This window comes from Agreia pratensis, from assembly GCF_900177685.1.
Taxonomy (GTDB): domain Bacteria; phylum Actinomycetota; class Actinomycetes; order Actinomycetales; family Microbacteriaceae; genus Agreia; species Agreia pratensis.
This window is the reverse complement of the sequence record NZ_FXAY01000002.1, coordinates 772742-799044: the sequence shown is the minus strand read 5'-3', so window position 1 is coordinate 799044 and position 26303 is coordinate 772742. Positions and strand designations below refer to the sequence as shown.

27 protein-coding genes and 1 tRNA gene are annotated in these 26303 nt (G+C 64.9%); 14 read left to right on the top strand and 14 right to left on the bottom strand.

From position 1 onward, the window contains the following. Nucleotides 1-54 precede the first annotated feature (54 nt). From B9Y86_RS09240 to B9Y86_RS09230, 3 genes are read left to right on the top strand one after another with little or no spacing between them, the layout of a single operon-like run. Nucleotides 55-324 (top strand): hypothetical protein, encoded by a 270-nt coding sequence (locus B9Y86_RS09240; protein WP_085485115.1) that lies wholly within the window; start codon nt 55-57, stop codon nt 322-324. Next, nucleotides 321-2105: a helicase-associated domain-containing protein gene (locus B9Y86_RS09235; protein ID WP_085485113.1), complete on the top strand. Its 1785-nt coding sequence runs from the start codon at nt 321-323 to the stop codon at nt 2103-2105. Before B9Y86_RS09240 ends, B9Y86_RS09235 begins: the two co-directional genes overlap by 4 nt. A gap of 59 nt (nt 2106-2164) precedes the next feature. Next, a complete protein-coding gene (locus B9Y86_RS09230) occupies nt 2165-3817 on the top strand; it encodes a DNA repair helicase XPB (RefSeq protein WP_085485111.1) in 1653 nt (550 codons plus the stop codon). A gap of 10 nt (nt 3818-3827) precedes the next feature. Here B9Y86_RS09230 and B9Y86_RS09225 read toward each other — a convergent pair whose 3' ends face one another. Beyond that, nucleotides 3828-4367, bottom strand: a complete 540-nt coding sequence (locus B9Y86_RS09225; protein WP_244894690.1) for a GNAT family N-acetyltransferase — start codon at nt 4365-4367, stop codon at nt 3828-3830. A gap of 120 nt (nt 4368-4487) precedes the next feature. Between B9Y86_RS09225 and B9Y86_RS09220 the strand changes: the two genes are divergently transcribed. The 3 genes from B9Y86_RS09220 (at nt 4488) to B9Y86_RS09210 (ending at nt 7342) form a co-directional block, all read left to right on the top strand. Then, nucleotides 4488-5177 carry a response regulator transcription factor gene (locus B9Y86_RS09220; RefSeq protein ID WP_055777739.1) on the top strand — a complete coding sequence of 230 codons (690 nt, stop codon included), beginning with the start codon at nt 4488-4490 and terminating at the stop codon, nt 5175-5177. A 40-nt stretch (nt 5178-5217) separates the two neighbouring features. Continuing rightward, the gene (locus tag B9Y86_RS09215) at nt 5218-6966 is read left to right on the top strand and encodes a sensor histidine kinase (RefSeq protein WP_085485107.1); all 1749 of its coding nucleotides are present in this window, start codon (nt 5218-5220) and stop codon (nt 6964-6966) included. 85 nt (nt 6967-7051) lie between these two features. Continuing rightward, entirely contained in the window at nt 7052-7342 is a 291-nt protein-coding gene (locus B9Y86_RS09210; RefSeq protein ID WP_085485105.1) for a WXG100 family type VII secretion target, read from the top strand. A 108-nt stretch (nt 7343-7450) separates the two neighbouring features. Here B9Y86_RS09210 and groL read toward each other — a convergent pair whose 3' ends face one another. The 5 genes from groL to B9Y86_RS09185 form a co-directional block, all read right to left on the bottom strand. Continuing rightward, nucleotides 7451-9070: a chaperonin GroEL gene (gene groL / locus B9Y86_RS09205; RefSeq protein ID WP_085485103.1), complete on the bottom strand. Its 1620-nt coding sequence runs from the start codon at nt 9068-9070 to the stop codon at nt 7451-7453. A gap of 184 nt (nt 9071-9254) precedes the next feature. After that, nucleotides 9255-9458, bottom strand: coding sequence for a cold-shock protein (locus B9Y86_RS09200; protein ID WP_085485101.1), 204 nt, complete (start codon nt 9456-9458; stop codon nt 9255-9257). Nucleotides 9459-9644: 186 nt separating this feature from the next. Then, complete coding sequence (locus tag B9Y86_RS09195) at nt 9645-10277, bottom strand: LytR C-terminal domain-containing protein (RefSeq protein WP_085485099.1); 633 nt, start codon at nt 10275-10277, stop codon at nt 9645-9647. 16 nt (nt 10278-10293) lie between these two features. Next, nucleotides 10294-10596 carry a DUF3263 domain-containing protein gene (locus B9Y86_RS09190; RefSeq protein WP_085485097.1) on the bottom strand — a complete coding sequence of 101 codons (303 nt, stop codon included), beginning with the start codon at nt 10594-10596 and terminating at the stop codon, nt 10294-10296. Nucleotides 10597-10697: 101 nt separating this feature from the next. Further along, the gene (locus B9Y86_RS09185) at nt 10698-11168 is read right to left on the bottom strand and encodes a GNAT family N-acetyltransferase (protein ID WP_228515787.1); all 471 of its coding nucleotides are present in this window, start codon (nt 11166-11168) and stop codon (nt 10698-10700) included. Nucleotides 11169-11251: 83 nt separating this feature from the next. Between B9Y86_RS09185 and msrB the strand changes: the two genes are divergently transcribed. The 3 genes from msrB to B9Y86_RS09170 all read left to right on the top strand — a co-directional run bounded on the left by msrB (nt 11252) and on the right by B9Y86_RS09170 (nt 13567). Then, nucleotides 11252-11653: a peptide-methionine (R)-S-oxide reductase MsrB gene (gene msrB / locus B9Y86_RS09180; RefSeq protein WP_085485095.1), complete on the top strand. Its 402-nt coding sequence runs from the start codon at nt 11252-11254 to the stop codon at nt 11651-11653. A 4-nt stretch (nt 11654-11657) separates the two neighbouring features. Further along, entirely contained in the window at nt 11658-12206 is a 549-nt protein-coding gene (locus B9Y86_RS09175) for a nitroreductase family protein (protein WP_085485093.1), read from the top strand. A 155-nt stretch (nt 12207-12361) separates the two neighbouring features. After that, nucleotides 12362-13567, top strand: a complete 1206-nt coding sequence (locus B9Y86_RS09170; RefSeq protein WP_228515845.1) for an MFS transporter — start codon at nt 12362-12364, stop codon at nt 13565-13567. A gap of 155 nt (nt 13568-13722) precedes the next feature. Here B9Y86_RS09170 and B9Y86_RS09165 read toward each other — a convergent pair. Further along, nucleotides 13723-13798, bottom strand: a tRNA-Thr gene (locus B9Y86_RS09165). Between the two features lie 60 nt (nt 13799-13858). After that, nucleotides 13859-14776, bottom strand: coding sequence for a DsbA family protein (locus B9Y86_RS09160; protein WP_085485089.1), 918 nt, complete (start codon nt 14774-14776; stop codon nt 13859-13861). A 232-nt stretch (nt 14777-15008) separates the two neighbouring features. On the opposite strand from B9Y86_RS09160, the gene B9Y86_RS09155 reads away from it, so the two are divergent. Both B9Y86_RS09155 and B9Y86_RS09150 read left to right on the top strand, forming a co-directional pair. Then, the gene (locus B9Y86_RS09155) at nt 15009-16112 is read left to right on the top strand and encodes an ABC transporter ATP-binding protein (RefSeq protein WP_085485087.1); all 1104 of its coding nucleotides are present in this window, start codon (nt 15009-15011) and stop codon (nt 16110-16112) included. Between the two features lie 164 nt (nt 16113-16276). After that, nucleotides 16277-17584, top strand: coding sequence for a DUF4032 domain-containing protein (locus B9Y86_RS09150; protein ID WP_085485085.1), 1308 nt, complete (start codon nt 16277-16279; stop codon nt 17582-17584). Between the two features lie 129 nt (nt 17585-17713). On the opposite strand, the gene rlmB is transcribed toward B9Y86_RS09150, so the two are convergent. The 4 genes from rlmB to B9Y86_RS09130 are packed head-to-tail and all read right to left on the bottom strand — an operon-like array spanning nt 17714 to nt 21902. Then, a complete protein-coding gene (gene rlmB / locus B9Y86_RS09145; RefSeq protein WP_085485083.1) occupies nt 17714-18745 on the bottom strand; it encodes a 23S rRNA (guanosine(2251)-2'-O)-methyltransferase RlmB in 1032 nt (343 codons plus the stop codon). Beyond that, nucleotides 18738-20156: a cysteine--tRNA ligase gene (gene cysS, locus B9Y86_RS09140; RefSeq protein ID WP_085485081.1), complete on the bottom strand. Its 1419-nt coding sequence runs from the start codon at nt 20154-20156 to the stop codon at nt 18738-18740. The genes rlmB and cysS overlap by 8 nt, the downstream gene beginning before the upstream one ends. Nucleotides 20157-20186: 30 nt before the next feature. Beyond that, nucleotides 20187-21416, bottom strand: coding sequence for a 2-C-methyl-D-erythritol 4-phosphate cytidylyltransferase (ispD, locus tag B9Y86_RS09135; RefSeq protein ID WP_085485079.1), 1230 nt, complete (start codon nt 21414-21416; stop codon nt 20187-20189). A gap of 3 nt (nt 21417-21419) precedes the next feature. Then, complete coding sequence (locus B9Y86_RS09130) at nt 21420-21902, bottom strand: CarD family transcriptional regulator (protein ID WP_044440174.1); 483 nt, start codon at nt 21900-21902, stop codon at nt 21420-21422. A 185-nt stretch (nt 21903-22087) separates the two neighbouring features. Here B9Y86_RS09130 and B9Y86_RS17565 point away from each other — a divergent pair, with 185 nt between their 5' ends. After that, nucleotides 22088-22654 (top strand): hypothetical protein, encoded by a 567-nt coding sequence (locus tag B9Y86_RS17565; RefSeq protein ID WP_176223313.1) that lies wholly within the window; start codon nt 22088-22090, stop codon nt 22652-22654. Between the two features lie 47 nt (nt 22655-22701). Here B9Y86_RS17565 and B9Y86_RS09120 read toward each other — a convergent pair whose 3' ends face one another. Together B9Y86_RS09120 and B9Y86_RS09115 are read right to left on the bottom strand one after the other, a co-directional pair. Then, nucleotides 22702-23382, bottom strand: a complete 681-nt coding sequence (locus tag B9Y86_RS09120) for a response regulator transcription factor (protein ID WP_085485075.1) — start codon at nt 23380-23382, stop codon at nt 22702-22704. Further along, entirely contained in the window at nt 23379-24533 is a 1155-nt protein-coding gene (locus tag B9Y86_RS09115) for a sensor histidine kinase (protein WP_085485073.1), read from the bottom strand. Before B9Y86_RS09115 ends, B9Y86_RS09120 begins: the two co-directional genes overlap by 4 nt. Nucleotides 24534-24740: 207 nt before the next feature. Between B9Y86_RS09115 and phoU the strand changes: the two genes are divergently transcribed. Together phoU and B9Y86_RS09105 are read left to right on the top strand one after the other, a co-directional pair. After that, nucleotides 24741-25394 carry a phosphate signaling complex protein PhoU gene (phoU, locus tag B9Y86_RS09110; RefSeq protein ID WP_085485071.1) on the top strand — a complete coding sequence of 218 codons (654 nt, stop codon included), beginning with the start codon at nt 24741-24743 and terminating at the stop codon, nt 25392-25394. Between the two features lie 110 nt (nt 25395-25504). Then, nucleotides 25505-26302: a hypothetical protein gene (locus tag B9Y86_RS09105; protein ID WP_085485069.1), complete on the top strand. Its 798-nt coding sequence runs from the start codon at nt 25505-25507 to the stop codon at nt 26300-26302. The last annotated feature ends 1 nt before the right edge of the window (nt 26303 follow it).

Sequence of the window (26303 nt, the reverse complement as noted above, 5' to 3'; positions counted from 1 at the left end):
TGGCGGGCACACGATAGCCTAACCGGCCTGCGCGGAGACCGTATCCTTGGAGGTGTGACAGACAACGAGACACCGCCTATTCGCTCGAGCGAGCGCATCCTGGCCTTCATGATCGCCGGCATCATCGGGGCGTCGCTGCTCTGTTTCGCGTCGTTCCTCATCGCATCGTTGGCGGGAGTACGCGGCGAGGCGTTGTCGCAGGGCGTGTGGCCCATCGTGGTGATCTTCCCGTTGATCGGGCTCCCCATCGGATTGGTGCTCATTCTCGTGCTGCTGTTCATGAATCTTCGCCGCCGTGCCAAGGAGGCACCGAAGCCTCGATGAGCGACACTCTCGCTCTCGCCGGTCGACTCCAGCTCCTGGAAGACGACGCACTCGTCGCGCTCGTTTCCCAGCGCCTGAATGATGCCCGCGGCATCAAAGACTTCTTCGACCTCGCCGACCGGCTCCTCGACTCGGCCTCCATCGACACCGCACTCGCCACACTCCCCCGCCGCACTCTCGCGGCCCTCGCGCATCCGTCGTCTGCGGCCGTGCCGGCCGACCTCGAGCCGGCCGCTCGCCTCTTTCTGACCGATGGTCAGACGCCGGGCCGGGCCCTGGATGCTGTCACCCGCGTTCTCGAGTCGTGGCCGTCCCGCGGTCTTCCGTCGCCTGAGCAGCTTGCCGACGAGCCGGCTCCAGAAGACACCGACCTCGCACCTCAGCGCGACACAAGCGACCGGATGGCCGCCGAGCGCGCGTTCACCGCGACGGCGGGCATCGCTGAACTGCTGCACGAACTCCGAGCGACTCCCGTGAGAGAACTCGCTAAGGGAGGCGTCGCCGCGCCCGATGCGAAGAGGCTGCTCGCCTCTTTGGGCATCGAGCCCAATGACCTCGATGCCCTGCTGCGCATCGCTCGCCGAGCAGGCCTCGTGACCCTCGACGATCTTCTCTGGACGGCGACCGACGACGCCCTGCCCTGGCTGCTGAAGGGTTCTGCCGAGAGGTGGATCGCCCTCGCGACATCGTGGCTCGACGCTCTCGCCCACGACATCGGCGAGGTTCTGCGCTCCCGCAGTCGCCGCCCCTGGGGCGACGACGCCCAGCGCACCATCGCCTACCTCTATCCCGCCGGAGGAGAACCGCTCCGTCGACGTGTCGCGTTCGTGCTCGACAGTGCCGAATATCTCGGCATCACGGCAAACGGCTACCCCGGCGCCGCGGCTCGAGCACTCCTCGACAACACCACCGAGCCCCTCTCCGAGGTCGCAGCCGCGCTCCTGCCGGCCGAGGTGTCGAATGTCTATCTCCAGCACGACCTCACCGTCATCGCTCCGGGGCCGCTGACTCCGGATGTCGACGTGCGGCTGCGAACGCTGGCCGACATCGAGGGCCGCGGTCTCGCATCCACCTATCGCATCTCAGCCGCGAGCGTCACCCGCGCGCTGGCCGAGGGCGAGACGGCCGAGGGCATCCTCGCGTTCTTCCGCGCGGTGTCGCTCACCGGCGTTCCCCAGCCCGTCGAATACCTGGTCACCGAGGCCAGCTCGCGCTACGGCAGGTTGCGGGCGGGAGCGGCGAGCCCCGAAGACGAACTCCGCGGCATCGGAAGTTACGTGCGCAGCGACGACGACGCCCTGCTCAGCACCCTTGCGGTCGACCATGGCCTCGCCTCCCTCGGCCTCGAGCACGACGGCGGCGACAGACTCACGAGCCGGTTCCCTTTCGAGACGCTGTTCTGGATGATCTCCGACGCGAGGTATCCCATCGTGGCCGAACAAGCATCCGGAGCCACCTTCGCGCCGGTGCGCGCCCGCACGTGGCAGAAGGCACCTGCCCCCAAGCCGCGCCCCTTCGTCGATCTCGTCGCTCGGCTGCGCGAATCCGCGCATGCCGTCGATGACGCGCCCGAGGCGTGGATTGCTCGCCAGCTCGACGTCGCCATCAAGGCCAAGAGTCCCCTCGCGGTCAGCGTGGGCATGCCCGACGACAAGACCGTGGTCTTCCTCGTCACTCCCCTGTCTCTGGCGGCCGGCCGACTCCGGGCGATCGACGAAAAGGCCGGAGTGGAGCGCACGCTTCCGCTGCGCAACATCACCGCCGTAGCTCCCGCCCCGTAACACGCAAGCCCCATGCGTCAAGGGCACGTCGGGTCCTGCAGCCGGTAGACTCGTTCGTTATGCCGTCTGGCCCATTGATCGTCCAAAGCGACCGCACCGTCCTTCTCGAGGTCGCGCATCCCGACGCCGAGAGCGCCCGCCACGAGCTCGCGGTGTTCGCCGAGCTCGAGCGCGCTCCCGAGCACATCCACACCTACCGCATCACGCGGTTGGGGCTGTGGAACGCCAGAGCGGCGGGCCACGAGGCAGCCGAGATCCTCGGAACCCTCGAGCGCTACTCGAAGTTCCCTATTCCCCAGGCCGTCTCGATCGACATCGAAGAGACCGTTGCACGGTACGGGCGTCTCATCATCGAGCGCGACGACGAGGGCGGTCTCCTGCTGCGCGCCACCGATTCCGCGGTGCTCAGCCAGATCGCATCCGGCAAGAAGATCGCGCCACTGCTCGTCGAGCGACGCTCACCCGACACATACGCGGTTGCCCCGTGGGCACGCGGCCAGCTAAAGCAAGAACTGACCAAGCTCGGCTGGCCGGCCGACGATCGAGCCGGATACACGCCGGGCACTCCTCACGAGATCGCTCTCCACGAAGACGGCTGGGCGTTGCGCGACTATCAGAAGCTCGCCGTGAGCAACTTCTTCGAGCGGGGATCCGGCGTCGTCGTCCTTCCCTGCGGCGCGGGCAAGACCCTCGTCGGCGCCGGAGCGATGGCGACCGCGAAGACGAATACCCTCATTCTCGTGACCAACACGGTCTCGGCTCGCCAGTGGCGCAGTGAACTCCTGAAGCGCACGACGCTGACCGAAGACGAGATCGGCGAGTACTCGGGCCAGCTCAAAGAGGTCAAGCCCGTGACCATCGCGACCTATCAGATCCTCACGGCAAAGCGAAAGGGCGCCTACGCGCACCTCGAACTGCTCGACGCCCTCGACTGGGGACTCGTCGTCTACGACGAGGTGCACCTGTTGCCGGCGCCCGTGTTCAAGCTCACCGCAGAGCTGCAGGCCCGCCGCCGCCTCGGCCTGACAGCCACTCTGGTTCGCGAAGACGGGCGCGAGGGCGACGTGTTCAGCCTCATCGGCCCCAAGCGGTTCGACGCCCCGTGGAAGGAGATCGAGGCCCAGGGCTTCATCTCGCCCGCGGAGTGCTTCGAGGTGCGCATCGACCTGCCTCAGAACGAGAGGCTGGAGTACGCGGCCTCGGCCGACGACGAACGGTATCGACTCGCCGCGACGGCTCCCGCGAAACTGGATGTCGTCAAACGGCTCATCGAGAAACACTCCGGCGAGCGCATCCTGGTGATCGGGCAATACCTCGACCAGCTGCAGCAGCTCGAAACGGAGCTCGGTGTACCGTCGCTGACCGGCGCCACTCCGGTCGCCGAACGCGAGCGGCTCTACGAGGCGTTCCGCGACGGAACCGAGCCCATCCTCGTGGTGAGCAAGGTGGCCAACTTCTCGGTCGACCTGCCCGAGGCGAGCGTCGCCATTCAGGTGTCGGGATCATTCGGGTCGCGCCAGGAGGAGGCACAGCGCCTCGGTCGCCTGCTGCGACCGAAGGAGTCGGGGCTCTCCGCCAACTTCTACACACTGGTAGCCCGCGACACGGTCGATCAAGACTTCGCTCAGAACCGCCAGCGCTTTCTCGCCGAACAGGGCTACAGCTACACGATCCTCGACGCCGACGCGCTGAGTCCGCAGCCTGCCCTCTGACGCGAGAGCATCAGTACAGGATGCGCTGCGTGAGCAGGTGGTCCTGCCAGCGACCCGCGATCTGCAGGTAGTTCGGGGCGATTCCGATCGACTGGAAACCCGCCCGCTCGAGCACACGCCGCGATGCCGCGTTGTGGAGAAGGACGCTCGCCTCGAGGCGGTGCATCCCCAGATCGTCTCGACTGTGGGCGACAAGGGCATCGACGGCAGCGGTCGCAAGGCCTCGGCCCGTCTCCGACGCGTCGATCCAGTAGCCCACGCTGGCGCTCTGAAACGGGCCCCGCACGATGTTCGACAGATTCACCCGCCCGACGACACGATCACCTGACGCGAGCACGAGGGGCAGCCCTGTTCCGGCCTCGTATTGGGCGAGCTGGGTTGCCACGACGGTCGATTGATGCGCGGCGGTGAAGAACTCTTGTGCGCGCTCCGGCTCCCATGGAGCGAGGTGCCGCCGATTGCGGCTGTATGCCTGCGCCACCGCGTCGGCATCGTCGCTTCGGAGTAGCCGCAGAGTGATCTCATCGGTCAGGGCAGTGGAGAAAGGCACCGCACGATCGTAGTCCGCGGCTGCGCGCACCACCAACGCCATCAGGGCTCCCAGGAAAGTTGACTTTTGTTCCCCAACTACTCCCAGATAACGTTCAGAATACCCGCAGATACTAATCTCATGACTGGACCCCGAATCCTTATCGTCGATGACGAACCGAACATCCGCGACCTGCTTACCACGAGCCTGCGTTTTGCTGGCTTCGCCGTGCGCGCCGTCTCCAATGGCGCGCAGACCATCTCCGCCGTCCTCGAAGAGGAACCCGACCTCATCATCCTCGACGTGATGCTGCCCGACATGAACGGTTTCGGCGTCACGAAGCGGCTGCGAGCATCCGGCTACACCGCCCCGATCCTGTTCCTCACGGCGAAGGACGACACCGAAGACAAGATCACCGGCCTCACCGTCGGCGGCGACGACTACGTGACCAAGCCGTTCAGCCTCGATGAGATCGTCGCTCGCATCAAGGCGATTCTGCGTCGCACGATGCAGGCCGACGAAGACGCCATCATCCGCGCCGGCGAACTGACGATGGACCAGGACACCCACGAGGTCTATGTGGGAGACGAGGCCATCGAGCTGAGTCCCACCGAGTTCAAACTGCTGCGCTACCTGATGTTGAATCCGAACCGCGTCCTGTCGAAGGCTCAGATCCTCGACCACGTCTGGGAATACGACTTCAACGGCGACGCCGGCATCGTCGAGAGCTATATCTCGTACCTGCGCCGCAAGCTCGATGCGCATTCCGAGGAGTCGCTCATTCAGACCAAGCGCGGTTTCGGGTACATGCTGAAGGTATCGAAGGCATAGGGCGGTTTACCCAGCCGCCTGGCGTAATCTGATCTGCGACATGCAGCACATAATCCTCAGGCGCTGGAACGCGATCTCCTTGCGCAACAAGATCACCGGCGTGACGGTGCTGATGCTCACCTTCGGTCTCGTCGTGTCGGGCATCGGCACCATGGCCGTACTGCGCACCTATCTGATGAATCAGGTAGAGCAGCGGCTGGAGAACGCGTATGCGGAGCCCACCTCGGTGCTCGGTCCGGGTGCCACCCAGCGCGGCTTCGACCGCGACGACGTTCGCTCGGCCCCCAAGACCTACTTCGTCGCTCTGCTCGATGCCGACGGTCAGCCTCAGGTCACTAATTGGGGCGGCACCGGCATGCCTGCTCCCCAAGTCACGGGTATCGACATGGCGACTGCCACGGCCCTGGGCAGCGCCCGATTCACCGTGCACAGCACCAAGGGCTCTGCGGATTGGCTCGCCGTCTCCTTGGTTCTGCCGGTCGACGGCTATGGCACGAACAACACGCTCGTGATCGCCCAGTCGCTGGAAGACACAGAGAACACCACCACGACCTACCTCTCGATCTTCTTGGCGTTCGGCATCGGTGTGGTCGTGCTCGGTGCAATGCTCACTCGGCTCCTTGTCACCAGCACGTTCGCTCCCCTCAGGCAGGTCGAGCGCACAGCGGCCGCAATCGCCGACGGCGGCGACTTCAGCCAACGCATGGCGGTCGAGACTCCCAATACAGAAGTCGGGCGGCTCAACAGATCGCTCAACACCATGCTGAGCCGCATCGACAGGGCCTTCGACGACAGAGCTCGGACGATCGAGCAGATGCGCCGCTTCGTCGGCGATGCCAGCCACGAGTTGCGCACTCCCCTGGTGTCGGTGCGCGGCTATGCCGAGCTTTACCGCATGGGTGCCCTGCAGACTCCCGAGGACGTGGGCCAGGCGATGGACCGCATCGAGAAAGAGGCCATCCGCATGGGCTCGCTCGTCGAGGATCTTCTCGAGCTCGCGCGCCTCGACGAGACCAAGCCGCTGAAGTTCAGCCCTGTCAACCTCATTCCCATCGCCATGGACGCCGCCCTCGACGCGCGCGCCTCCAGTCCGGGACGCGTCATCCGCGTCTCCACCTCTCGTCCGTCCGACCCCGTGATCACGTTCAACCCGGCGGTCGCCGTGTCGCTCGAGAGCGAGGGCGAGGGCGAGGCCGGTGGCGCTTCATCGCCCGACCAAGCTTCTACGGGGTCGATCCCCTTCTCGTCGGCTTTCGCTCGGCTTCGCCGCCGCAGCGGACGACCGGGGCCCACCACTCCCACCACGCCAGACGGTGTTGTGCTGCCCGCGACGGTGACTCCGTCATTCGAGCTCGAGCACGCCGACGATGAAGACGCGGTTCAACCTCTCGTAATGGCCGAAGAGAACAAGATCCGCCAGGTGCTCGCCAACCTCATCGGCAACGCGCTGCGATTCACCTCGGACGACAGCCCGATCGAGTTGGCGGTCAGCGTCGACGAGCGCAATCGGCTGGCCACGGTCGACGTCATCGACCACGGAGAGGGCATCCCACCCCAGATCCGCGAGAAGATCTTCCAGCGTTTCTGGCGGGCCGACAGCTCACGTACTCGCGAAACAGGCGGCAGTGGCCTCGGCCTCGCGATCGTCTCGTCGATCGTTGCCGCTCACGGCGGCACCGTTCGTGCGCTCGAGACGGAGGGCGGTGGGGCGACCTTCCGCGTATCGCTTCCTCTCCTCATAGAACAGAACTCCGCGCACCCATCCACAGACTCCGGCTCGATCTCCTGACCTGAAGCCCCTCGCGTCTACCGTTGCTGCTGCCGATCGATCCATCGGCGTCAGTGCAGCAGAGACGAAAGAGCAGGCATTCATCATGAGTCAGTACCAGGTCGACAGCGAGGCGGTCAGCGCCAGCGCCTCATCCATCCGAAGCACGATCGAACGCATTCAGGCCGACGTCACCGCAATGCACGGTCAGTTGACCGCTCTCGAAGGCAGCTGGACCGGCCAGGCAGCGGTGGCGTTTCAGGCTGTCGTGCTCGATTGGCGAGGCACCCAGACTCGGGTCGAAGAAAGCCTCGCCTCGATCACGCAGGCGCTCTCCGCGGCGGCTCAGACCTACGCCGATGTCGAACTGCAGAACGTGCGCATGTTTTCGGCTTAGCGGGCAGAGCCTCGGTTCAGTCGCCGCATACGACGAAGCGGGCGACTCCCGAAGGAGTCGCCCGCTTGTGTTGTCTCTTCAGACCAGTGTCTGATCAGACGAGGGGACTTAGAAGTCCATGCCACCCGTGGGGTCGCCGGCCGGAGCCGCGACCTTCTCGGGCTTGTCTGCCACGACCACCGAGGTGGTGAGGAACAGACCGGCGATCGACGCGGCGTTGACCAGCGCGGAGCGCGTGACCTTCACCGGGTCGTTGATGCCGGCGGCCAGCATGTCGACGTACTCGCCGGTCGCGGCGTTGAGGCCGTGTCCGACGGGCAGGTTGCGAACCTTCTCAGCGACGACGCCAGGCTCGAGGCCTGCGTTCTGAGCGATCTGCTTCAGCGGAGCATCGATGGCAACGCGAACGATGTTTGCACCGGTCGCCTCATCACCCGTGAGCGAGAGCTTCTCGAACGCGGTCTTGCCGGCCTGGATGAGGGCGACGCCACCACCGGCGACGATGCCTTCTTCGACTGCTGCCTTGGCGTTGCGCACGGCGTCTTCGATGCGGTGCTTGCGCTCCTTGAGCTCGACCTCGGTCGCGGCTCCGGCCTTGATGACGGCGACGCCACCGGCGAGCTTCGCGAGACGCTCCTGGAGCTTCTCACGGTCGTAGTCGCTGTCGGTGTTGTCGATCTCGTTGCGGATCTGCTGAACGCGTCCGGCGATGGCGTCGGCGTCGCCGGCACCCTCGACGATCGTGGTCTCGTCTTTCGTGATGACGACCTTGCGGGCCTTACCCAGCAGGTCGAGGGTCACGTTCTCGAGCTTGAGGCCGACCTCTTCAGAGATGACCTGTCCACCGGTGAGGATCGCGATGTCCTGCAGCTGAGCCTTGCGGCGGTCACCGAAGCCAGGCGCCTTGACGGCAACCGACTTGAAGATGCCACGGATCTTGTTGACCACGAGCGTGGCCAGAGCCTCGCCGTCGACGTCTTCGGCGATGATGAGCAGCTGCTTGCCGCTCTGGATGACCTTGTCGACGATCGGCAGCAGGTCCTTGATGTTCGAGACCTTGCTGTTGACGATCAGGATGTAGGGGTCTTCGAAGACGGCTTCCTGGCGGTCGGGGTCGGTCACGAAGTACTGCGACAGGTAACCCTTGTCGAAGCGCATGCCCTCGGTGAGCTCCAGCTCGGTGCCGAACGTGTTCGACTCCTCGACCGTGACGACGCCCTCTTTGCCGACCTTGTCGATCGCCTCGGCGATCAGCGCGCCGATCTCGGGGTCTCCAGCAGAGATCGATGCGGTAGCGGCGATCTCTTCCTTCGTCTCGATCTCTTTCGCGTTGGCGACGAGCTCGGCGGTCACAGCGGCGACGGCCTTCTCGATGCCGCGCTTCAGCGTGATGGGGTCGGCGCCGGCCGCGACGTTGCGCAGGCCTTCGCGGACGAGCGCCTGGGCGAGCACGGTGGCCGTGGTCGTACCGTCGCCGGCGACGTCATCGGTCTTCTTGGCGACCTCTTTGACGAGCTCGGCACCGATCTTCTCGTACGGGTCGTCGAGCTCGATCTCTTTAGCGATCGAAACACCGTCGTTCGTGATGGTGGGAGCGCCCCACTTCTTCTCGAGGACGACGTTACGACCGCGCGGGCCAAGCGTGACCTTGACGGCGTCGGCCAGAATGTTCAGTCCACGCTCGAGGCCGCGACGGGCCTCTTCATCGAAAGCAATGATCTTTGCCATAAGTGTTTCTGTCCCTCCCGGAGACAATCAAAGAATTAGCACTCCATTGGAGAGAGTGCTAAGACAATATTGGCACTCAGGGCAGGCGAGTGCAAGCTGCAACGACGAACGCCGCCCGCTTTTGCGGACGGCGTTCAGAGTGTCGGGCGTCGCTTCTCGGCGACGCGTTGCGCAGCGACGAGGCTTAGGCGAGCCTGACGGCTTCGGCCTGGGGCCCCTTCGATCCGGTACCTACTTCGAAGATGACCTGCTGGCCCTCCTCGAGCACCTTGTAGCCACCCATCTCGATCGCCGAGTAGTGCACGAAGACGTCCTGTCCTCCCTCGTCGACGGTGATGAAACCGTAGCCCTTTTCAGCGTTGAACCACTTCACGGTTCCGTTCGCCATTGTTACTCCCCATTGCCGAATGTGTGTCGTCAGGGCACCCGCAGGAACACGGGCGACCAAGGCCGATACTAATCAGCGAAATGACCCGAATTCAGGCGTTGACGGCGAAACCGAATATCCGTTTCCGCATCTCAACATGACGGAAACATCGCGGAAATATGGAGCCCGGCGTCAGAGCTGCGGTGGCTACTTGACCGGCTCGTCCGTCGAGCCGTCTGCGGACGGCTCCAGGAAGTCTGCACCGAGCACGACCGTGAGCTGTGCTCCCTGGAACTGGTCGGACTGCTCGACCCGTATGGAGGTGATCGACAGCGTGACTCCGTTGGCTGAAGCATCGGCCGTAGCCTTGGCGAAAAGCGAGTCCGCCAGACCCAGGGCGGCAGCCTCGTGTGCCGGGTCGACGTAGTAGACCGTTGTCGTCTTGAAGTCGGTGGCACTCGCGTTTGCGGTCGATCCGATGCCCGCCCATCCGGCCTCGCGCATCGAGTCGCCGACGCTCGCGGCGAGCCCCACCGTCTCGGTGCCGTTGAGCACGGTCACCGTGACCGCAGGATCGAGGACCGGCGTGATCTCCGGGGTGGGCGTGGGGGTCGGAGTGGGCGTCGACGCCGTCGTGCCGCCGAGGATGTCGTCGAATTTGATGCTGTCGTTGATGACCGCGAGTGTGATCACACCGCCGGCCACGATGATGCCTGTCGCAAGAGCAGCCCAGGCGAACGCGATCCACCCTCTGCCTTTGAGCCGCGGCCCACGGTGCGCGCCGGTGCGGTGAAGGTCGGCAGGGATCGTGTCGAATCGATCTGATGGAGGCTTGGCCATGGTGTGGTCTCGGGTCCTAGTCGTCGAGGGACGTGAGGCGCACTGAACGTGCCGCCGTCCTGGCATCCCGCACACGAAGCAGTCTTTTGATGAGCATCGGATCGTGGGCGAGGGCGGAGGGCGAATCGATGAGAGCGCCCAGCAGTTGATAGTAGCGGGCCGCCGACAGACCGAACTCGTCGCGGATGGCCTGCTCCTTGGCGCCGGCATGCTTCCACCACGTGCGCTCGAACGTGAGCATCGCGATATCGCGAGCGCTCAGCTGCGACGCAGCGGCGTCGCTGGCATGCAGCTCATCGAGATTCTTCGCGGCTCCCACGCGACCTCCACATCGTGCCCGGGAGCCGTCCGGCCCCGGTCGTCACATCCTATGGTTTGCATCCTCTGTATCCGCCGAATGAGCAGGGCATGCCGCGATGCCTACCTGGCAGCACGGAACATGGTGCGGTGCGGGATACCGCCCTCGGTGAATTCCTCACCCACCGCGATGAAATCGAAAGCGGCGTAGAGGCCCTGAATGTAGCTCTGGGAATGCAACAGCATGGACTCCCCGCCGTGGATCTCGACAACCCGGGCGAGAAGGCGCTGAGCGAGCCCTCGCCCACGATAAGCGGCACCGACCACCACACGGCCGGGCAGGCGATACGCGTCGCCATACTCCGCCACCTCGTCGCGCAGCACACGAAGGTAGGCGGCGACGTCGCCGTTCTCACCGGGGATCCACAGATGTTCCGTTGTCGGCTCGCTGTCGCGGCGGTCGAGTTCGCTCTCATCGACTCTCTGTTCGACGAAGAACACATCAGTGCGCAACTTGATGATCTCGTAGAGCTCGGTCGTGGTCAGCTCGTTCCAGGTCTTCTGCACGATCGCGGGTATGGATTCGAGGGGCATGGGCCAGAAGTTTACTGTGATGATGGAAGAGCCTCACCGATCGCGACACCGTGATCAGAGAGCGAAGAAGGAGTGTCATTTCGATGGGTTACGACGTTCAGAAGAGCGATCAGGACTGGCGCGCGGAATTGTCGACCGACGAGTACGCCGTGCTGCGTCAGGCCGCTACAGAGCGCCCGTGGACAGGCGAACTGCTCGACGAGGGCCGTGAAGGGATCTACCGATGCAAGGGATGTAGTGCAGAGCTCTTCCGCAGCACGACGAAGTTCGACTCCCACTGTGGGTGGCCGAGCTTCTACGATCCGTCGTCGACCGATGCGGTCGAACTGATCACCGATTCCACGCTCGGCATGGTGCGCACCGAGGTGCGCTGCGCCGCCTGCGGTTCCCATCTTGGGCACGTCTTCGATGACGCTCCGCAGACGCCCACGGGAGACCGCTACTGCATGAACTCGATCTCGCTCGAGTTCGATCCCGCCGAGTAGCGCAGTGTCATCCGTCTTCGATGCTCTGCACGAGCGGCGCTCGAGCTCGAAGGTCACCGACGAGGCGCCCAGCCACGAAGAGATTCTCGAGCTGGTCGAAGCCGCCGGCCAGGTCGCAGACCATTCCGGGCTGGCCCCGTGGCGCGTTATCGAGATCCGAGGAGACTCCCGCGGCATAGTCGGCGAGAGCCTCGCCGCGGCTTCCGGACTGCACGGGCACGACGCAGAGAAAAGCATCCGCAAGTCGTTCAGGGCTCCCCTGCTGCTCGCCGTGGTCGTGTCTCCCCGGCCCAGCGTGAAGGTGCCGTACTGGGAGCAGGAGGCCGTGGCATCCGGCGTCGCCCATGCGCTCACCCTTTTGCTGCACGAGCGAGGCTATGGCGCGATGTGGCGCACGGGCATCCAGACGCGCAGCGATGCCGTGCGAATGGCGCACCGTCTCGAGCCCGGCGAACAGATGCTGGGCTGGATCTATACGGGCCGGCATCCCGATCGGCCCAGAGATCGGCGCCGCTCGCGGATCGATGTGCGGAGACACGTCTCGACCTTGTGATCCGATGGCGGTCGAATCGATTCGAACCCCGGCCCTCCAAGGGATAAGATCGAGTTCTCGTGACTGAATCCGACGCACCCACCCAGACCATCCGATCGACGGGCACCGCGAACAAGGGGCACGCCGCTGCGGTCGGCGCGTCGCGCGTCGGGCATCTGCAGTATTCGCCGCGGCGCCGATGGTTCGCCTTGCTCGCCCTCGCCCTCGGCGGCTTCGGCATCGGGGTCACCGAGTTCGTGTCGATGGGATTGCTGCCGAACATCGCGCAGGATCTCCTTCCGACGCTCTACGCCTCGAACTCCGCCGACGCAAACGCCACCGCCGGCCACCTGATCTCTGCCTACGCCCTCGGAGTCGTCGTCGGAGCGCCCACGATCGCGGCAGCCGCGGCTCGCTGGCCTCGCAAGCGTCTGCTCACTGTGCTGGTCGCCTGCTTCGTGATCGGCAACCTCGCCACCGCGGTTCTGCCATCGTTCGGCTGGGTCCTCGCCGCGCGCTTCGTTTCCGGCCTGCCGCACGGCGCATATTTCGGCATCGCTTCGCTGGTCGCCGCCACGCTCATGGGTCCGGGCAAACGAGCCCGCGGGGTAGCGTTCGTGCTTTCCGGTCTCACCATCGCGAATGTCATCGGCGTGCCGATCGGCACCTACCTCGGGCAGAACTTCGGCTGGCGCAGCGCGTTCTGGCTCGTGACGGTGATCTTCGCGGCGACGCTCGTGGCGATTATCGCCACCGTGCCGCTCCAGGCGGGCAATCCCGAGAGCACGATCCGCAACGAGCTCAGAGCGTTCTCTCGCCCGCAGATCTGGCTCACGCTGGCTATGGCGTCGATCGGCTTCGGCGGAATGTTCGCCGTGTACAGCTACATCGCTCCGGTCGTGACCGACGTCACGGGTCTCGGCTCCGAAGTCGTGCCGCTCGTTCTCGTGACGTTCGGCGTGGGCATGACCCTCGGAAACTTCATCGGAGGTTGGGCCGCCGACAAGTCCGTCTCCCGCGCGCTGCTTATTTTCATGCCGGGCATCGGCCTCGCGTGCCTGGCGTTCGGACTCACGGCATCGAGCGCCCCCGGGCTGTTCATCTCGATCTTCTTCATCGGCGCATTCACCTCGGCCGCTTCCCCGACGATTCAGGCAAGGCTCATGGATGTCGCGCACGACTCCCAGTCGATCGCTGCGGCCCTCAATCACTCGGCTTTGAACCTCGGCAACTCGCTCGGCGCGTTCGTGGGCGGCGTCGTCATCGCAGCGGGGTTCGGATACATCGCGCCCGCCTGGGTCGGTATCGGCCTGTCGATCATCGGCGTGAGCATCCTGCTCATCTCGCTCGGCATCGATCGTCGCGCCGGCCGTAGAGGCTGAACCGTCGCGGACTCCCCACGACCGAAACCGGTGCGAGATGTCGCACATGGCGGGCGCGATTCACGCGGAGGTCGCCATGTGCGTCACCTCGACGGGCCATTCGCGGCCGCAAAAATGCCCTCGCATCTCAGGAGATGCGAGGGCATTGCGGTGTGTGGGGCCGGCGACGGGACTTGAACCCGTAACCCCCGCTTTACAAGAGCGGTGCGCTACCAATTGCGCCACGCCGGCAGATGGAACACCTCATTCTAGCCATGTGCGGCGATCGAGCGAGGCGCTCCTGGTGACTCGCTACTGCGAGACGGTGGGCTCGGGCGTCGGGGCGGGCGTGGCCGTGGAGTAGGCCTCGCCGGCGACCTGCAGCACGAACGCGGAGAACGCGTCGGCGTCGGTCAGGGAACCCGAATACTGCTGGCCGTTCACCAAGACCGTCGGCGTTCCTTCGACCTTCTCGACCTTCGTGTTCGGCAGCGGACCCTTGAGCGCACGCGCGGTCGACGCGCTCACCCAGTCTTTGAACTCGGTGTCGTCGATGCACTTCTCGATCTGCGAGACCTTGTCGGCCTTGGCATCGGTGACATAGCCCTTGAGGGCAGCGTTATCGAGACCCTCGGTGTTCTCGGCCGGCTGGTTCTTGAACAGCAGCGCGCTGTACGCGAAGAAGCTGTCGGGCGAGTAGTTCGCGACACACGCCGCAGCATTGGCCGAACGCGTCGAGTACTTCGTTCCGAGCGATCCCCGGTCGAGGATCGCGAGCGGGTGCGTGGTGAGCGTCGCCGCACCCGAATCGATCCACTTGCCGATCTGCTCGGAGTTGGTGGACTCGAACTGACCGCAGAACGGGCAGAGGTAGTCGACGTAGACCTGAATATCGACGACGCCGTTCGAGTAGTCGGGCGTGGGAACCACGGGTTCGGCATCGGCCGGCTGGGCCGGCGCCGTCGTGGCGACGAATCCCTTGCTCACCGTGACGCCGTCGCTGGCCATGTTCATGGGGCCGGGACCGGCCGGCTTGATCGCGCTGACGATGATCAGCGTGACGGCGACGCCGATCGCGATGACCACGACTCCGAGGCCTCCGAAGAGGAAGATTCGGTTGCGGAGGTCTTTCTTGCGCTGCTGCTCGCGAAGAACCTTCGCCTTTTCGCGTGCGGCTTCGCGTCGTTCGTTCTTAGAGAGACGACCATCTCCGGCTGAGCCATAAGACATACGTGTAGAACTCCGGGTGAGAGAAGAGAAAATCGATCGGGCCGAAAGCGGCCGGAAACTCCAGAGTAGAGGGCCTAACTGGGAAATATCCAAACAGCCCAGCAGGGGTGCCTCATTCGGGGGCCTCGATCCGTGACATAATGAGCGATGGACCGCCACTGATGTCGGTTCAGTTCAATCCATCACAACGGATCGTCCGGCACGTACCTGCCGGTGAAGGAGATTAACACCCATGGCATCTGTCACTTTTGACAAAGCTACCCGCATCTACCCCGGTGCAACCCGCGCCTCGGTCGACAAGATCGACCTCGAGGTCGCCGACGGCGAGTTCCTCGTTCTGGTCGGCCCGTCCGGCTGTGGCAAGTCGACCACGCTGCGTATGCTCGCCGGCCTCGAAGAGGTCAACGAGGGTCGCATCCTCATCGGCGACCGCGACGTCACCGATGTTCCGCCGAAAGACCGCGACATCGCCATGGTCTTCCAGAACTACGCGCTCTACCCGCACATGACGGTTGCCGAGAACATGGGCTTCGCGCTCAAGATCGCGGGCGTCGGCAAAGAAGACCGCGCAACTCGCGTTCTCGAGGCCGCCAAGCTCCTCGACCTCGAGCCCTACCTCAGCCGCAAGCCGAAGGCGCTCTCCGGTGGCCAGCGTCAGCGCGTCGCCATGGGTCGCGCAATCGTGCGCCAGCCGCAGGTGTTCCTCATGGACGAGCCGCTGTCGAACCTCGACGCCAAGCTCCGCGTGCAGACGCGCACCCAGATCGCCTCCCTTCAGCGCCGCCTGGGCGTCACCACCGTCTACGTGACCCACGACCAGACCGAAGCCCTCACCATGGGTGACCGCATCGCGGTGCTGAAGGACGGCCTGCTGCAGCAGGTCGGCACCCCGCGTGACCTGTACGAGAAGCCGAACAACGTCTTCGTCGCCGGCTTCATCGGCAGCCCGGCAATGAACCTGTTCAACGCCGACATCGTCGACGGTGGAATCGCGTTCGGCTCGTCGGTCGTTCCTGTCGACCGCGAGACGCTGTCGCAGGCCACAGCCAAGAGCGTGACCGTGGGTGTGCGCCCCGAAGACATCATCGTCTCGACCACCCAGGGGCAGGGCCTCGCAGTCGAGGTCGACCTCGTCGAGGAGCTCGGCGCCGACGGCTACCTCTACGGTCACTCGGAGATCGATGGCAAGCGCACCGACATCGTGACGCGCGTCGATGGCCGCTCGCACCCGTCGCTGGGCGACACCGTGTACCTCACGGCCACGCCGAACCACGTGCACGTGTTCGACACCGAGTCGGGCGAACGCCTCGGCAACAAGGCAGTCGTCTCGAGCTAGTCTCCGACCGACGCTTCTCACGAACACCACAGTCGAGCTCGTCGCTTGATGCACCGGCCCAACGGCACGGTGCACGGGCGACGAGCTCGATCTTTTTGTCCTCGCAACATCCGCATCGCGCGTTTCAGACGGCGTTCGATCTCGCACACCCGCAAGGAGCAGCAATGAGGGGTTCCCTCACCATCACGTCGGCCATCACCGACCCCGCCCTGCTCGACCTGCCGTGGGATGTTCCCCTCGGCGAGTGGGACGACCAGTACATCGCAGCCCTCCCCAAGGGCCTGTCACGACACTTGGTGCGCTTCGCTCATCTCAGCGGTCACGTCATCGCGATCAAAGAGACGACCGACGACATGGCGGGCGGCGAGTACAAGATGCTCAGACTGCTCCAGAGCCTCGAGATCCCCTGCGTCGATCCCCTCGCGGTGATCACCGATCGCACGAACGACGATGGCGAGCCCTTGCCGAGCGTTCTGGTCACTCGACACCTCAAGTTCTCTCTGCCTTACCGTGCGCTCTTCTCACAACAGCTGCGACCCGACACCGCGACCCGCCTCGTCGACGCGCTCGCTTTGCTGCTGGTGCGCCTGCACGTCATCGGATTCTTCTGGGGCGACGTCTCCCTCTCGAACACGCTCTTCCGCCGCGATGCCGGCGCCTTCGCCGCCTACCTCGTCGATGCAGAGACAGGCAAGCTCTTCTCGGGCGGTCTCTCGAACGGTCAACGCGAGAACGACCTCGAAATCGCTCGCGTCAACATCGCGGGTGAGCTGATGGACCTCGAAGCGGGCGGACGCGTCGACGACGAACTCGACCCGATCAAGGTGAGCAACGGCATCCTCGCCGCCTATCGAACGCTCTGGACCGAGCTCACGGGCAAGGAGTCGTTCTCATCGAGCGAGCGCTGGCGAATCAACCAGCGAGTCGACCGCCTCAACGAGCTCGGCTTCGATATCGAAGAACTCGATATCAAGACCGACGACGAGGGCACGACCGTGCGCATTCAGCCGAAGGTCGTGGATGCGGGCCACCACCAGCGCAGACTGCTGCGGCTCACCGGCGTCGACGCTCAAGAGAATCAGGCGAGGCGCCTGCTCAACGACCTCGACGACTTCAGCGCCCGCTACAGCAAAGACGACTACGACGAAGAGATGATGGCCCACGACTGGGTCGCCAAGGTCTTCGAACCCGTCGTGCGCAGCGTGCCGCGCGATCTGAAGCGCAAGCTCGAGCCGGCCGAGCTGTTCCACCAGTTACTCGAACACCGCTGGTTCATGAGCGAACAGCAGGGGCGAGACATTCCTCTGGCCGAGGCTCTCAACGCCTACATCAACGATGTGCTGCGTCATCGACGTGACGAGGCGACGGTCATCGATCCGCCGACGGGCACGATCACTCTGCCCATCGACGTGCAGACCGGTTCGGTCGCCGTCGAGGCGGAGGACGACGAGGACTGGCGCCTCAAGGTCTAGCGCCATTCTGCGGTGATCGAGTAGCCGCGCAAGGTACGAGCAGGCGTATCGAGACCACCCCACGGTGGTCTCGATACGGCCGCAGGCGGCCTACTCGACCGGCGCAGGATGGCCGACCGGCGGGGAGAGCTACTTCTTGGCCGCCCGCAACCGGGAGATCTCGTAGAGCGTGACGCTCGCAGCGATTCCGGCGTTCAACGACTCGGTGGCTGCAGTGATGGGAATCGACACGATCGCGTCACAGGTCTCTGTGACGAGACGCGACAGTCCCTTGCCCTCGCTGCCCACGACGATCACGACCGGTCCATCAGCGAACGCGAGACCGGGCAGTGACACGTCTCCCCCGCCGTCGAGGCCGATCACGAAGACGCCCTTCTGCTTGAACGCCTTGAGCGTGGCCGTGAGGTTCGAGGCCATGGCGACAGGGGTGCGCGCCGCGGCGCCGGCGGATGTCTTCCAAGCGGATGCGGTGACGCCCACGGATCGACGCTGGGGCACGATGACACCCTGGCCGCCGAATGCCGAGGTCGAGCGGATGATCGCGCCGAGGTTGCGAGGATCGGTGATGCCGTCGAGCGCGACGAAGAGAGGCGTCTCACCGCTCGAGATGACCTGGTCGAGCAGATCGACCGGGTGGGCGTACTCGTACGCCGGAACCTTGAGCGCGAGCCCCTGGTGCACTGAATCGAAGCTCGTGAGCCTGTCGAGTTCGGGGCGCATGACCTCGAGAATCGGGATGCCGCGGTTCGTCGCGAGCGCCAGCGCCTCTTTCACCCGCTCGTCCATGTCGATTCGAGTCGCGAGATAGAGGGCCGTCGCTGGAATCTTGGCGCGGAGCGCCTCGACGACCGAGTTGCGCCCGGTCACGACCTCGAACTCTTCGTTCTTCGCGCTGCGACGCGGAGCCGGTTTGCGGTTCGGGTCTTGCGATGCGCCTCGGCTGCTGCCTCCACGGCCACCCTTGCCACCGGCCGCGATGAACCGCTCCTTGGCAGCCTTCGCCTTTCCGGCGGGGTGGTACGGGCGGTCCTCCGCCTTGGGCGTCGGCTTCTTGCCCTCGAGCGCCTGACGGCCCTGGCCGCCCGACCCCACGGCCTTTCCGCGGCTCGCCTTGCGCACCGCGCCGGCCCTTGTGGGCTTGTTCGCTCCTGATTTAGCCATCGAGACTCCAATGCGATCCCGAGGGACCGTCTTCAATAGTGATGCCGGCTGCGTTCAGTTCATCACGAACTCGGTCGGCCGTGACGAAGTCACGCCCTTCCCGGGCAGCCTGGCGGTCTTCGAGCAGTCGTTCGACGAGCGCAGCGAGCGCGACATCGGTCGCTCCGCTCGAGCTCGTCGACCACTCGCTGGATAGGGGGTTGATGCCGAGCACGCTCGTCATCGCGATGACGGCGCCCAGTGCGTGCGCCGCCTCGACGAGGTCTTCGTTGTCGAGGGCCGCGTTGCCCGCTCGAACCGTGTCATGGACGACCCCGAGCGCCTGGGGCACACCGAGGTCGTCGTCCATGGCCGCGATGAACTCGTCGGGCATGATCTGCACGGCGTCAGAGGCGAAACGCGTGTCTTCGAGACGACGCTCGGCACGCTCGAGGAACCCCTCGATGCGACCGAGCGCGGCCTCGGCTTCGGCCAGGGCTCCATCGTGGAACTCGAGAGTCGAGCGGTAGTGGGCTGCGCCGAGGTAGTAGCGCAGCACGAGCGGACGCGCTGAGGCGATGAGCTCTGCGGCAAAGATCGAGTTGCCGAGAGACTTGGACATCTTCTGTCCGGACACCGAAACGAGTCCGTTGTGCAGCCAATAGTTCGCGAACGGGTCACCCGCTGCCGTCGACTGAGCGAGTTCGTTCTCATGATGGGGAAACCGAAGATCGATTCCACCACCGTGGATGTCGAACTGAGCACCGAGGTATTTGGTCGACATGGCCGAGCACTCGATGTGCCAACCGGGACGTCCAGCGCCCCATGGGCTCTGCCACGACGCCGACTCCGGCTCATCGGGTTTACGCCCCTTCCAGAGAGCGAAGTCGCGCACATCGCGCTTGCCACGGGGGTCGGAATCGGCGGCCGGCGCCATGTCGTCGAGGCTCTGGTGAGTGAGCTCGCCGTACTGCGGCCACGCTCGGGCATCGAAGTACACGTCGCCCGATTCGTCGTCGGCCGGATAGGCGTAGCCCTTCTCGATGAGCCTGCCGATGATCGTGTGCATCTCGGGGATACTCGCGGTCGCGCGAGGCTCATAGGTGGGCGGCAGCACGCCGATGGCGTTGTAGGCAGCGGTGAACTCGAGTTCGACGCGGTAGGCCAGAGCCCACCACTGTTCGTCGCTGCCCGCAGCATTGACCAGCACTTTGTCGTCGATGTCGGTGACATTGCGAACGAAGGTGACGTGATGTCCTGAGTGGGCAAGCCAGCGACGGAGCTGGTCGTAGACCAATGCGCTGCGCAGATGTCCGATGTGCGGCGACGATTGCACCGTGGGTCCGCAGACGTAGATCCCCACCTGGTCAGGAACGAGGGGAACGAAGTCGGACAAGGTCCGACTTCTCGAGTCATAAAGTCGAAGCGCCACCCAGTTAGTTTAGGCGGCGCAGCACACGTGTTACGTGCCCGAGCCAGCAGTGGGGCGAGCAGCCGCCACGATCAGAGCGGTGGCGATGGCAGCGACGCCCTCTCCTCTGCCCGTGAAACCCATCGAATCGGTCGTCGTCGCCGACACAGAGACAGGGCAGCCGACCAGAGCCGAGAGGTGTTTCTCGGCCTCCTGCTTGCGCGGCGCGAACCGGGGGCGATTACCGACCAGCTGCACCGAGACGTTCGAGGGCGCGAATCCGGCACCCGCAAGAAGTCGCACCGTTTCGAGCACGAAGACATCGGCGTGGGCTCCCTCGAGGCGGGGGTCGTCGACACCGAAGATGCCGCCGATGTCTCCGAGGCCCGCGGCAGAGAGGAGCGCATCGCACAGTGCGTGAGCGACGGCATCGCCATCGCTATGACCGGCGAGTCCAGCCTCGTCGGGCCAGAAGAGGCCCGCGAGCCAGAGCGGCTGGGCGGGATCGAGGGCGTGCGCGTCGACGCCCACACCGGTTCGAATAGACAACGCGGATGCCGACGGCGGGCTAGAGTGCGACCCCTCGGCCAGCAATTGCTGGGCCCGGCGCAGATCCCACGGGGTCGTGATCTTGAACGCGAGCGGATCTCCGTCGACGATCGCGACCGTTCCGCCGGCGTGCTGGATCAACGCTGCGTCGTCGGTGAACTCGCGATCAGCCACCTCATACGCCGCGACGAGCTCGGCACGGGGAAAAGCCTGCGGGGTCTGCACGGCCGACAGCTGAGATCGGTCTACGGTCTCGAGCACCGTCGAGGATGCGTCGACCCGCTTGATCGTGTCGCTCACGGCCAGACCGGGGATCACTCCGCGTCCGGCGGAGTCGACCTCGGCGATGACCCGCTCGAAGAGCGGCCCTGGGGCAAGAGCCCGAGCCGCGTCATGCACGAGCACGGTCTCGATCGAGGGAAGGAGAGCGGCGAGACCCGAGGCGACCGACGCCTGGCGCGAGTCACCTCCGACAACCACGCTGCAGGCATCCGATGCCGAACCCGCGCTCTGCGTGACGATGTCGCGCGCGTGCTCGAGATGACTCAGCGGAGCGACCACCACGATCTGCACGGGGTCGGCGAGACCGAAAACGGGGTCGAGAGATCTCGAGAGGATGCTGCGCCCGTCGAGTTCGACGAATGCTTTGGGGAGCGGCTCGCCCAGGCGGGTGCCGCTGCCGGCGGCCACGACGATGATCGCGACGCGAGGCGCCGGAGTAGGAACAGTCACGACCTAGGAGGCCAGAACCTCGTCGAGAACCAGGGATGCCTTCTCTTCGTCGGTCTTCTCGGCCAGCGCCAGTTCGGAGATGAGGATCTGACGAGCCTTGGCCAGCATGCGCTTCTCTCCGGCCGACAGTCCGCGGTCTTGATCGCGGCGCCACAGGTCGCGCACGACCTCACTGACCTTGATGACATCGCCCGATGCGAGCTTTTCGAGATTGGCCTTGTAGCGGCGCGACCAGTTCGTCGGCTCTTCAGTGAAAGGAGCACGCAGCACATCGAACACGCGATCGACGCCTTCTCTGCCGATGACGTCGCGCACGCCCACCAGCTCGACATTCTCGGCGGGGACCTCGATGGTGAGATCGCCCTGGGCGACCCGGAGCTTGAGGTAGATCTTCTCTTCGCCCTTGATGATGCGGGTCTTGACCTCGGAAATCGTAGCCGCACCATGGTGGGGGTAGACGACAGTCTCGCCGACTTCGAAAATCATCGATGGAATCCCTTCAACGACCTCCAGAGTACCACGGCGCACCTTTTCACCCCCGCCGTCAGCGGCTCTCGCAGCCTCGCCCGCCGTATGGGACGACCGATTGCATGGCCCGCGATTCGGTAGGCTAGGGGAGTCCGCGTCCGGCCTCCAGAGGAGTCCGCGCCGAACCACTTCTGGAGGAACTTGTGAGAGCACGACTCGGGGCCGCACTGGCCATGGCCGCCCTTCTTGTGGTCGGCACGGCCGGCTGCGCATTCATCACCCCGCAGGCGACCACCAAAGAGGTCGAGACGGCGAACGGCGTCAACGGAAAAGTCGGGACCATCGACATCCGCAATGCGACGCTCATCAGCGACGACGGCGAAGACGCCAGCCTGCTCGTGACCTTCAGCAACAGCGCCAAAGAGAGCCGCGCCCTCACCTTGCAGTACGAGGCAGACGGCGCGAAGACGGAACTCACCGTTCCCGTGGCCGGAAACGGCAACACGAGCTTTGGCGCAGACGGCGAGACTCAGGTCGTGCTGCGCGGCATCACCGCCACGGCCGGTTCACTCTTCCCCGTCTACTTCCAGTACGGCGACGCCGAGGGCGAGCAGCTCCTTCTCCCCGTGCTGACAACCGACTTCAAGGAGTACACGGGCCTCGCCCCCACTCCCCTGCCCACCGTCACGCCGACGCCCGTTCCGTCTGCGACGCCCACGCCCACCGGCACCCCTGAGGCGCCCGCGCCCGACGCGACCCCGGCGCCGTAATCGACCGGTGACCGAGCGGCTCTGCCGTCTCGGTCACCCGGTCGAGGTCACGCTTCGAAGCGGTAGCCGAGCCCTCGCACCGTGACGAGCAGAGTGGGCTCCGACGGAACATCCTCGATCTTCGAGCGGATGCGCTTGATGTGCACGTCGAGGGTCTTGGTGTCGCCGAAGTAGTCCGAGCCCCAGACCCGGTCGATCAGCTGACCGCGTGTGAGAACCCGGCCCGCATTACGCAGCAGCAGCTCGAGGAGTTCGAACTCCTTGAGCGGCATGGCGGTGTCGACGCCATTGACCCGCACGGTGTGCCGCTCGATGTCCATCTGAACGGGACCGCTCTCGAGTACAGGCTCGGCGAGATCGCTCGGTTCCGTCTGCCGGCGCATGATCGCCCGGATGCGCGCCAGCAGCTCGCGGGTCGAGTACGGCTTGGTGACGTAGTCGTCGGCGCCCAGTTCGAGCCCGACCACGATGTCGATCTCGGAGTCCTTGGCCGTGAGCATGATGATGGGTACAGAGCTGCGCGTGCGGATCTCCCGACACACTTCGGTTCCCGGAATGCCGGGGATCATGAGGTCGAGCAACACGAGTTCGACGCCGCCACGGTCGAATTCGGCGATGGCGGAGGGCCCGTCGGCCGCCACAGTCACCGTGTAGCCTTCACGGCGCAGGAGGTAGGCGAGAGGCTCGCTGAGTGCGTCTTCGTCTTCGACGAGAAGAATGTGGGTCATCGTGAATCTCCTTGTGGTGCGTTGGCGACGGTCGACGCCTCGGGAAGCCTGATCGTGAATGTTGAACCTCGGCCGAGCTGCGACCACACCCTGACATCGCCGCCGTGATTCTCGACCACGTGCTTGACGATACTCAGTCCGAGGCCCGTGCCACCGGTATTGCGCGAACGCGCTTGATCTACGCGGAAGAACCGCTCGAACACCCGGTCGAGATCTTCGCTCGCGATGCCGAGGCCCTGATCGGTGACCGCGATCTCGACGACACCGTCTTCGACGCGCACCCCGATCCCGACGCGCGAGTTGTCGAGCGAGTATTGGATGGCGTTGCCCACGAGGTTGTGCAGGGCCATGATGAGCAGCGATTCATCACCGAACACCTCGACGTGTTTGGCGCCGCCTTTGACCAGCGTTGTGCCGCGCAATTCTGCCTGCACATGATTCTGATCCATCGCCGAAGCGATCAGATGGTCGACATCGAGCCGCTCAGCCGACAACAGAGTGTCGGCGGCCTGCAGCCGAGAGAGCTCGATGATCTCCTGGGTGATTCTGGTCAGTCTCGCCGCCTCGGTATGCAGCCGCTTCGCGAAACGGCGCACCTGCTCAGGATCGTCGGCAGCTGGATCGAGCGCCTCGGAGAGCAGAGCGATCGCCCCGATGGGCGTCTTCAGCTCGTGGCTGATGTTCGCGATGAAATCTCGACGCACTTCGTCGAGACGGAATGTCTCGGAGTGGTCTTCGGCGAGAAGGAGGATGTACCTCGACCCGAGCCGGGCCACGCGCACGAGAAAATGCATGCTCGCGTCGCCGAACGGACCTCGCGCCAGTTCGACCGGCTGCACGATGGGCTCGCCGGTGGAGCGCACTCTGTTCACCAACTCGATGAGCTCAGAATGCACCAGCACCTGCTGCGAGACGAGCCCGGTCGCCAGCGCGCCTGGCGACGCCTTGACGACGTTGTTCGACGGGTCGAGAACAACGCCGGCAGACTCCAGCGCGTCGATGACTTGACCGACGCCGTCTGGCACCGCAGGATTGACGACATCGACGGCCGAGTTTCCCCGACGTTCAGCTACGTGGAAGAGCGCCATGAATCCGCCCCCAACGACCAGGCCGAATGCCACGGAAAGCAGCACCAGCCAGCCTGAATCCATGAACCCCACACTAACGACTCGAGTCATGGGACAATTCACGAGCGACGAGTATCGGGGCCCATTTTCCCGATTGTTCAGGTCTTCGGCACCATCCGTTAACCTGTTCTCGCCAGAATGATCCGGGCGTCAGTCGACGCCTCTCCCCTCGATGCTGCACAAAAGTCGTTCAACCGAGCGTCGAGACGAATCCGTGAAAGGACCTTACGCATGCGCGAAGTATTCCAGCAGGAGCTGCGGGAGGTACAGGACCGCCTGGTCGAGATCTCGTCTCTCGTCACCGTCGCGATCACCAACGCCACGACAGCGTTCAACGAGTCGAACGTCTCGCTCGCCGAGTCCGTCATCGCCGAAGACCACAAGATCGATGCCCTGGCCGTGAGCCTCGACGAGCTGGCCATCAACATCCTTGCCCTGCAGCAGCCGGTCGCCCGCGACCTGCGCATCGTCGTGAGCGCCCTGCGCATCTCCGCCTCGCTCGAACGCATGGGTGACCTCGCCGAGCACATCGCCCAGCTCGCGCGCTACCGCTACCCCGACAAGGTCGTCAAGAAGAGCCTGCGCGGCACATTCACCGAGATGGGCCGTCTCGACGTCAACATGGCGAAGAACCTCACCGTGCTTCTGACGAACGAAGACCTCGCGCTCGTCGAGGTCATCCGCGAAGACGACGACTCGCTCGACGAGCTGCACGTGAGCGTGTTCGACGCCGTGCTCGGAGAGACCTGGAAGGGCGGCGCCGTCGACACGGTCGACGTGACTCTGGCCAGCCGGTACCACGAGCGATTCGGTGACCACGCCGTGGCCATCGCCAAGAAGGTGCAGTACCTCGCCACGGGTGACTGGGCCGGCGCAGCCGAGTAGCACCCGAACACTCCTCGAAAGGACCGACCGACTCGTAGCGGCCGGTCCTTTCGTCGTCTGGGCCCAGGCCGTCGGCACTCGCGGGTTGCTTCCGAGAACCGGAGTCCCCCATGCTGAGAGATATGAGCTACTCCGAGAACACGGTTCCCCCGCAGCAGTACGCCGCTCCCGTTCCCCGACCGAAGCTCGGGCAACCCCAGGCCGCCGGCACCGCGCACTCCAACCGCTGGCTGTTGTCGCTTGTGACCACGTCTCTCGGTGGCTACCTGCTGCTCTCCAGCCTGAGTGGCCAGGTCACGCAAGTGCTCTCGGGCGCCGAGTACATGCGCGACCTCGGATTCTCCTTCGGGCTGCTCCTCACTCTGGACCTTCTCTTCGCCCTGGCAGTTGTGCTGCTCGGTCTGTTCTTCGCCACCGCTTCACTCGCTAGACGGGGACTCGCGGCCGGAATCGTGACCGCGGCCGTGATCGTCGTCGCCCTATTCCAGGCGGTGCGATTCTCTATGGGCTTCGGTGGCGCGACGGCGTTCGTCGCATTCACCGTCGCCGACCCCTATGTGATGCTGCCTCTGGCCCTCGGCGCCGCGTGGCTTGTCGTGCGATATCGCCCTGCTCTGACCTTCGCCGCGCTCGTTCTGGTGATCATCCTCGCGCTCGTCCATTGGGCACTTCTCACCTTCGGCGCCGACTCGGCGACGAGCTCGCTCGTGATGCTGCTGCTCAGCGCGAGCGTGACCGCTGCCATCGGATGGGCCGGAGTCATCGCGTCACGGCTGTTCGGCCGCGATCGTGCAGCCTCTGCGCCTGCACCCTCAGCCGCCGGGCCGTACATCGGCCAGCCGCAACAGTCTCCCCCCGCGCACACACAGCAGAATGACCGGCCCGCAGAACGCGGACCGGTCATCTGAA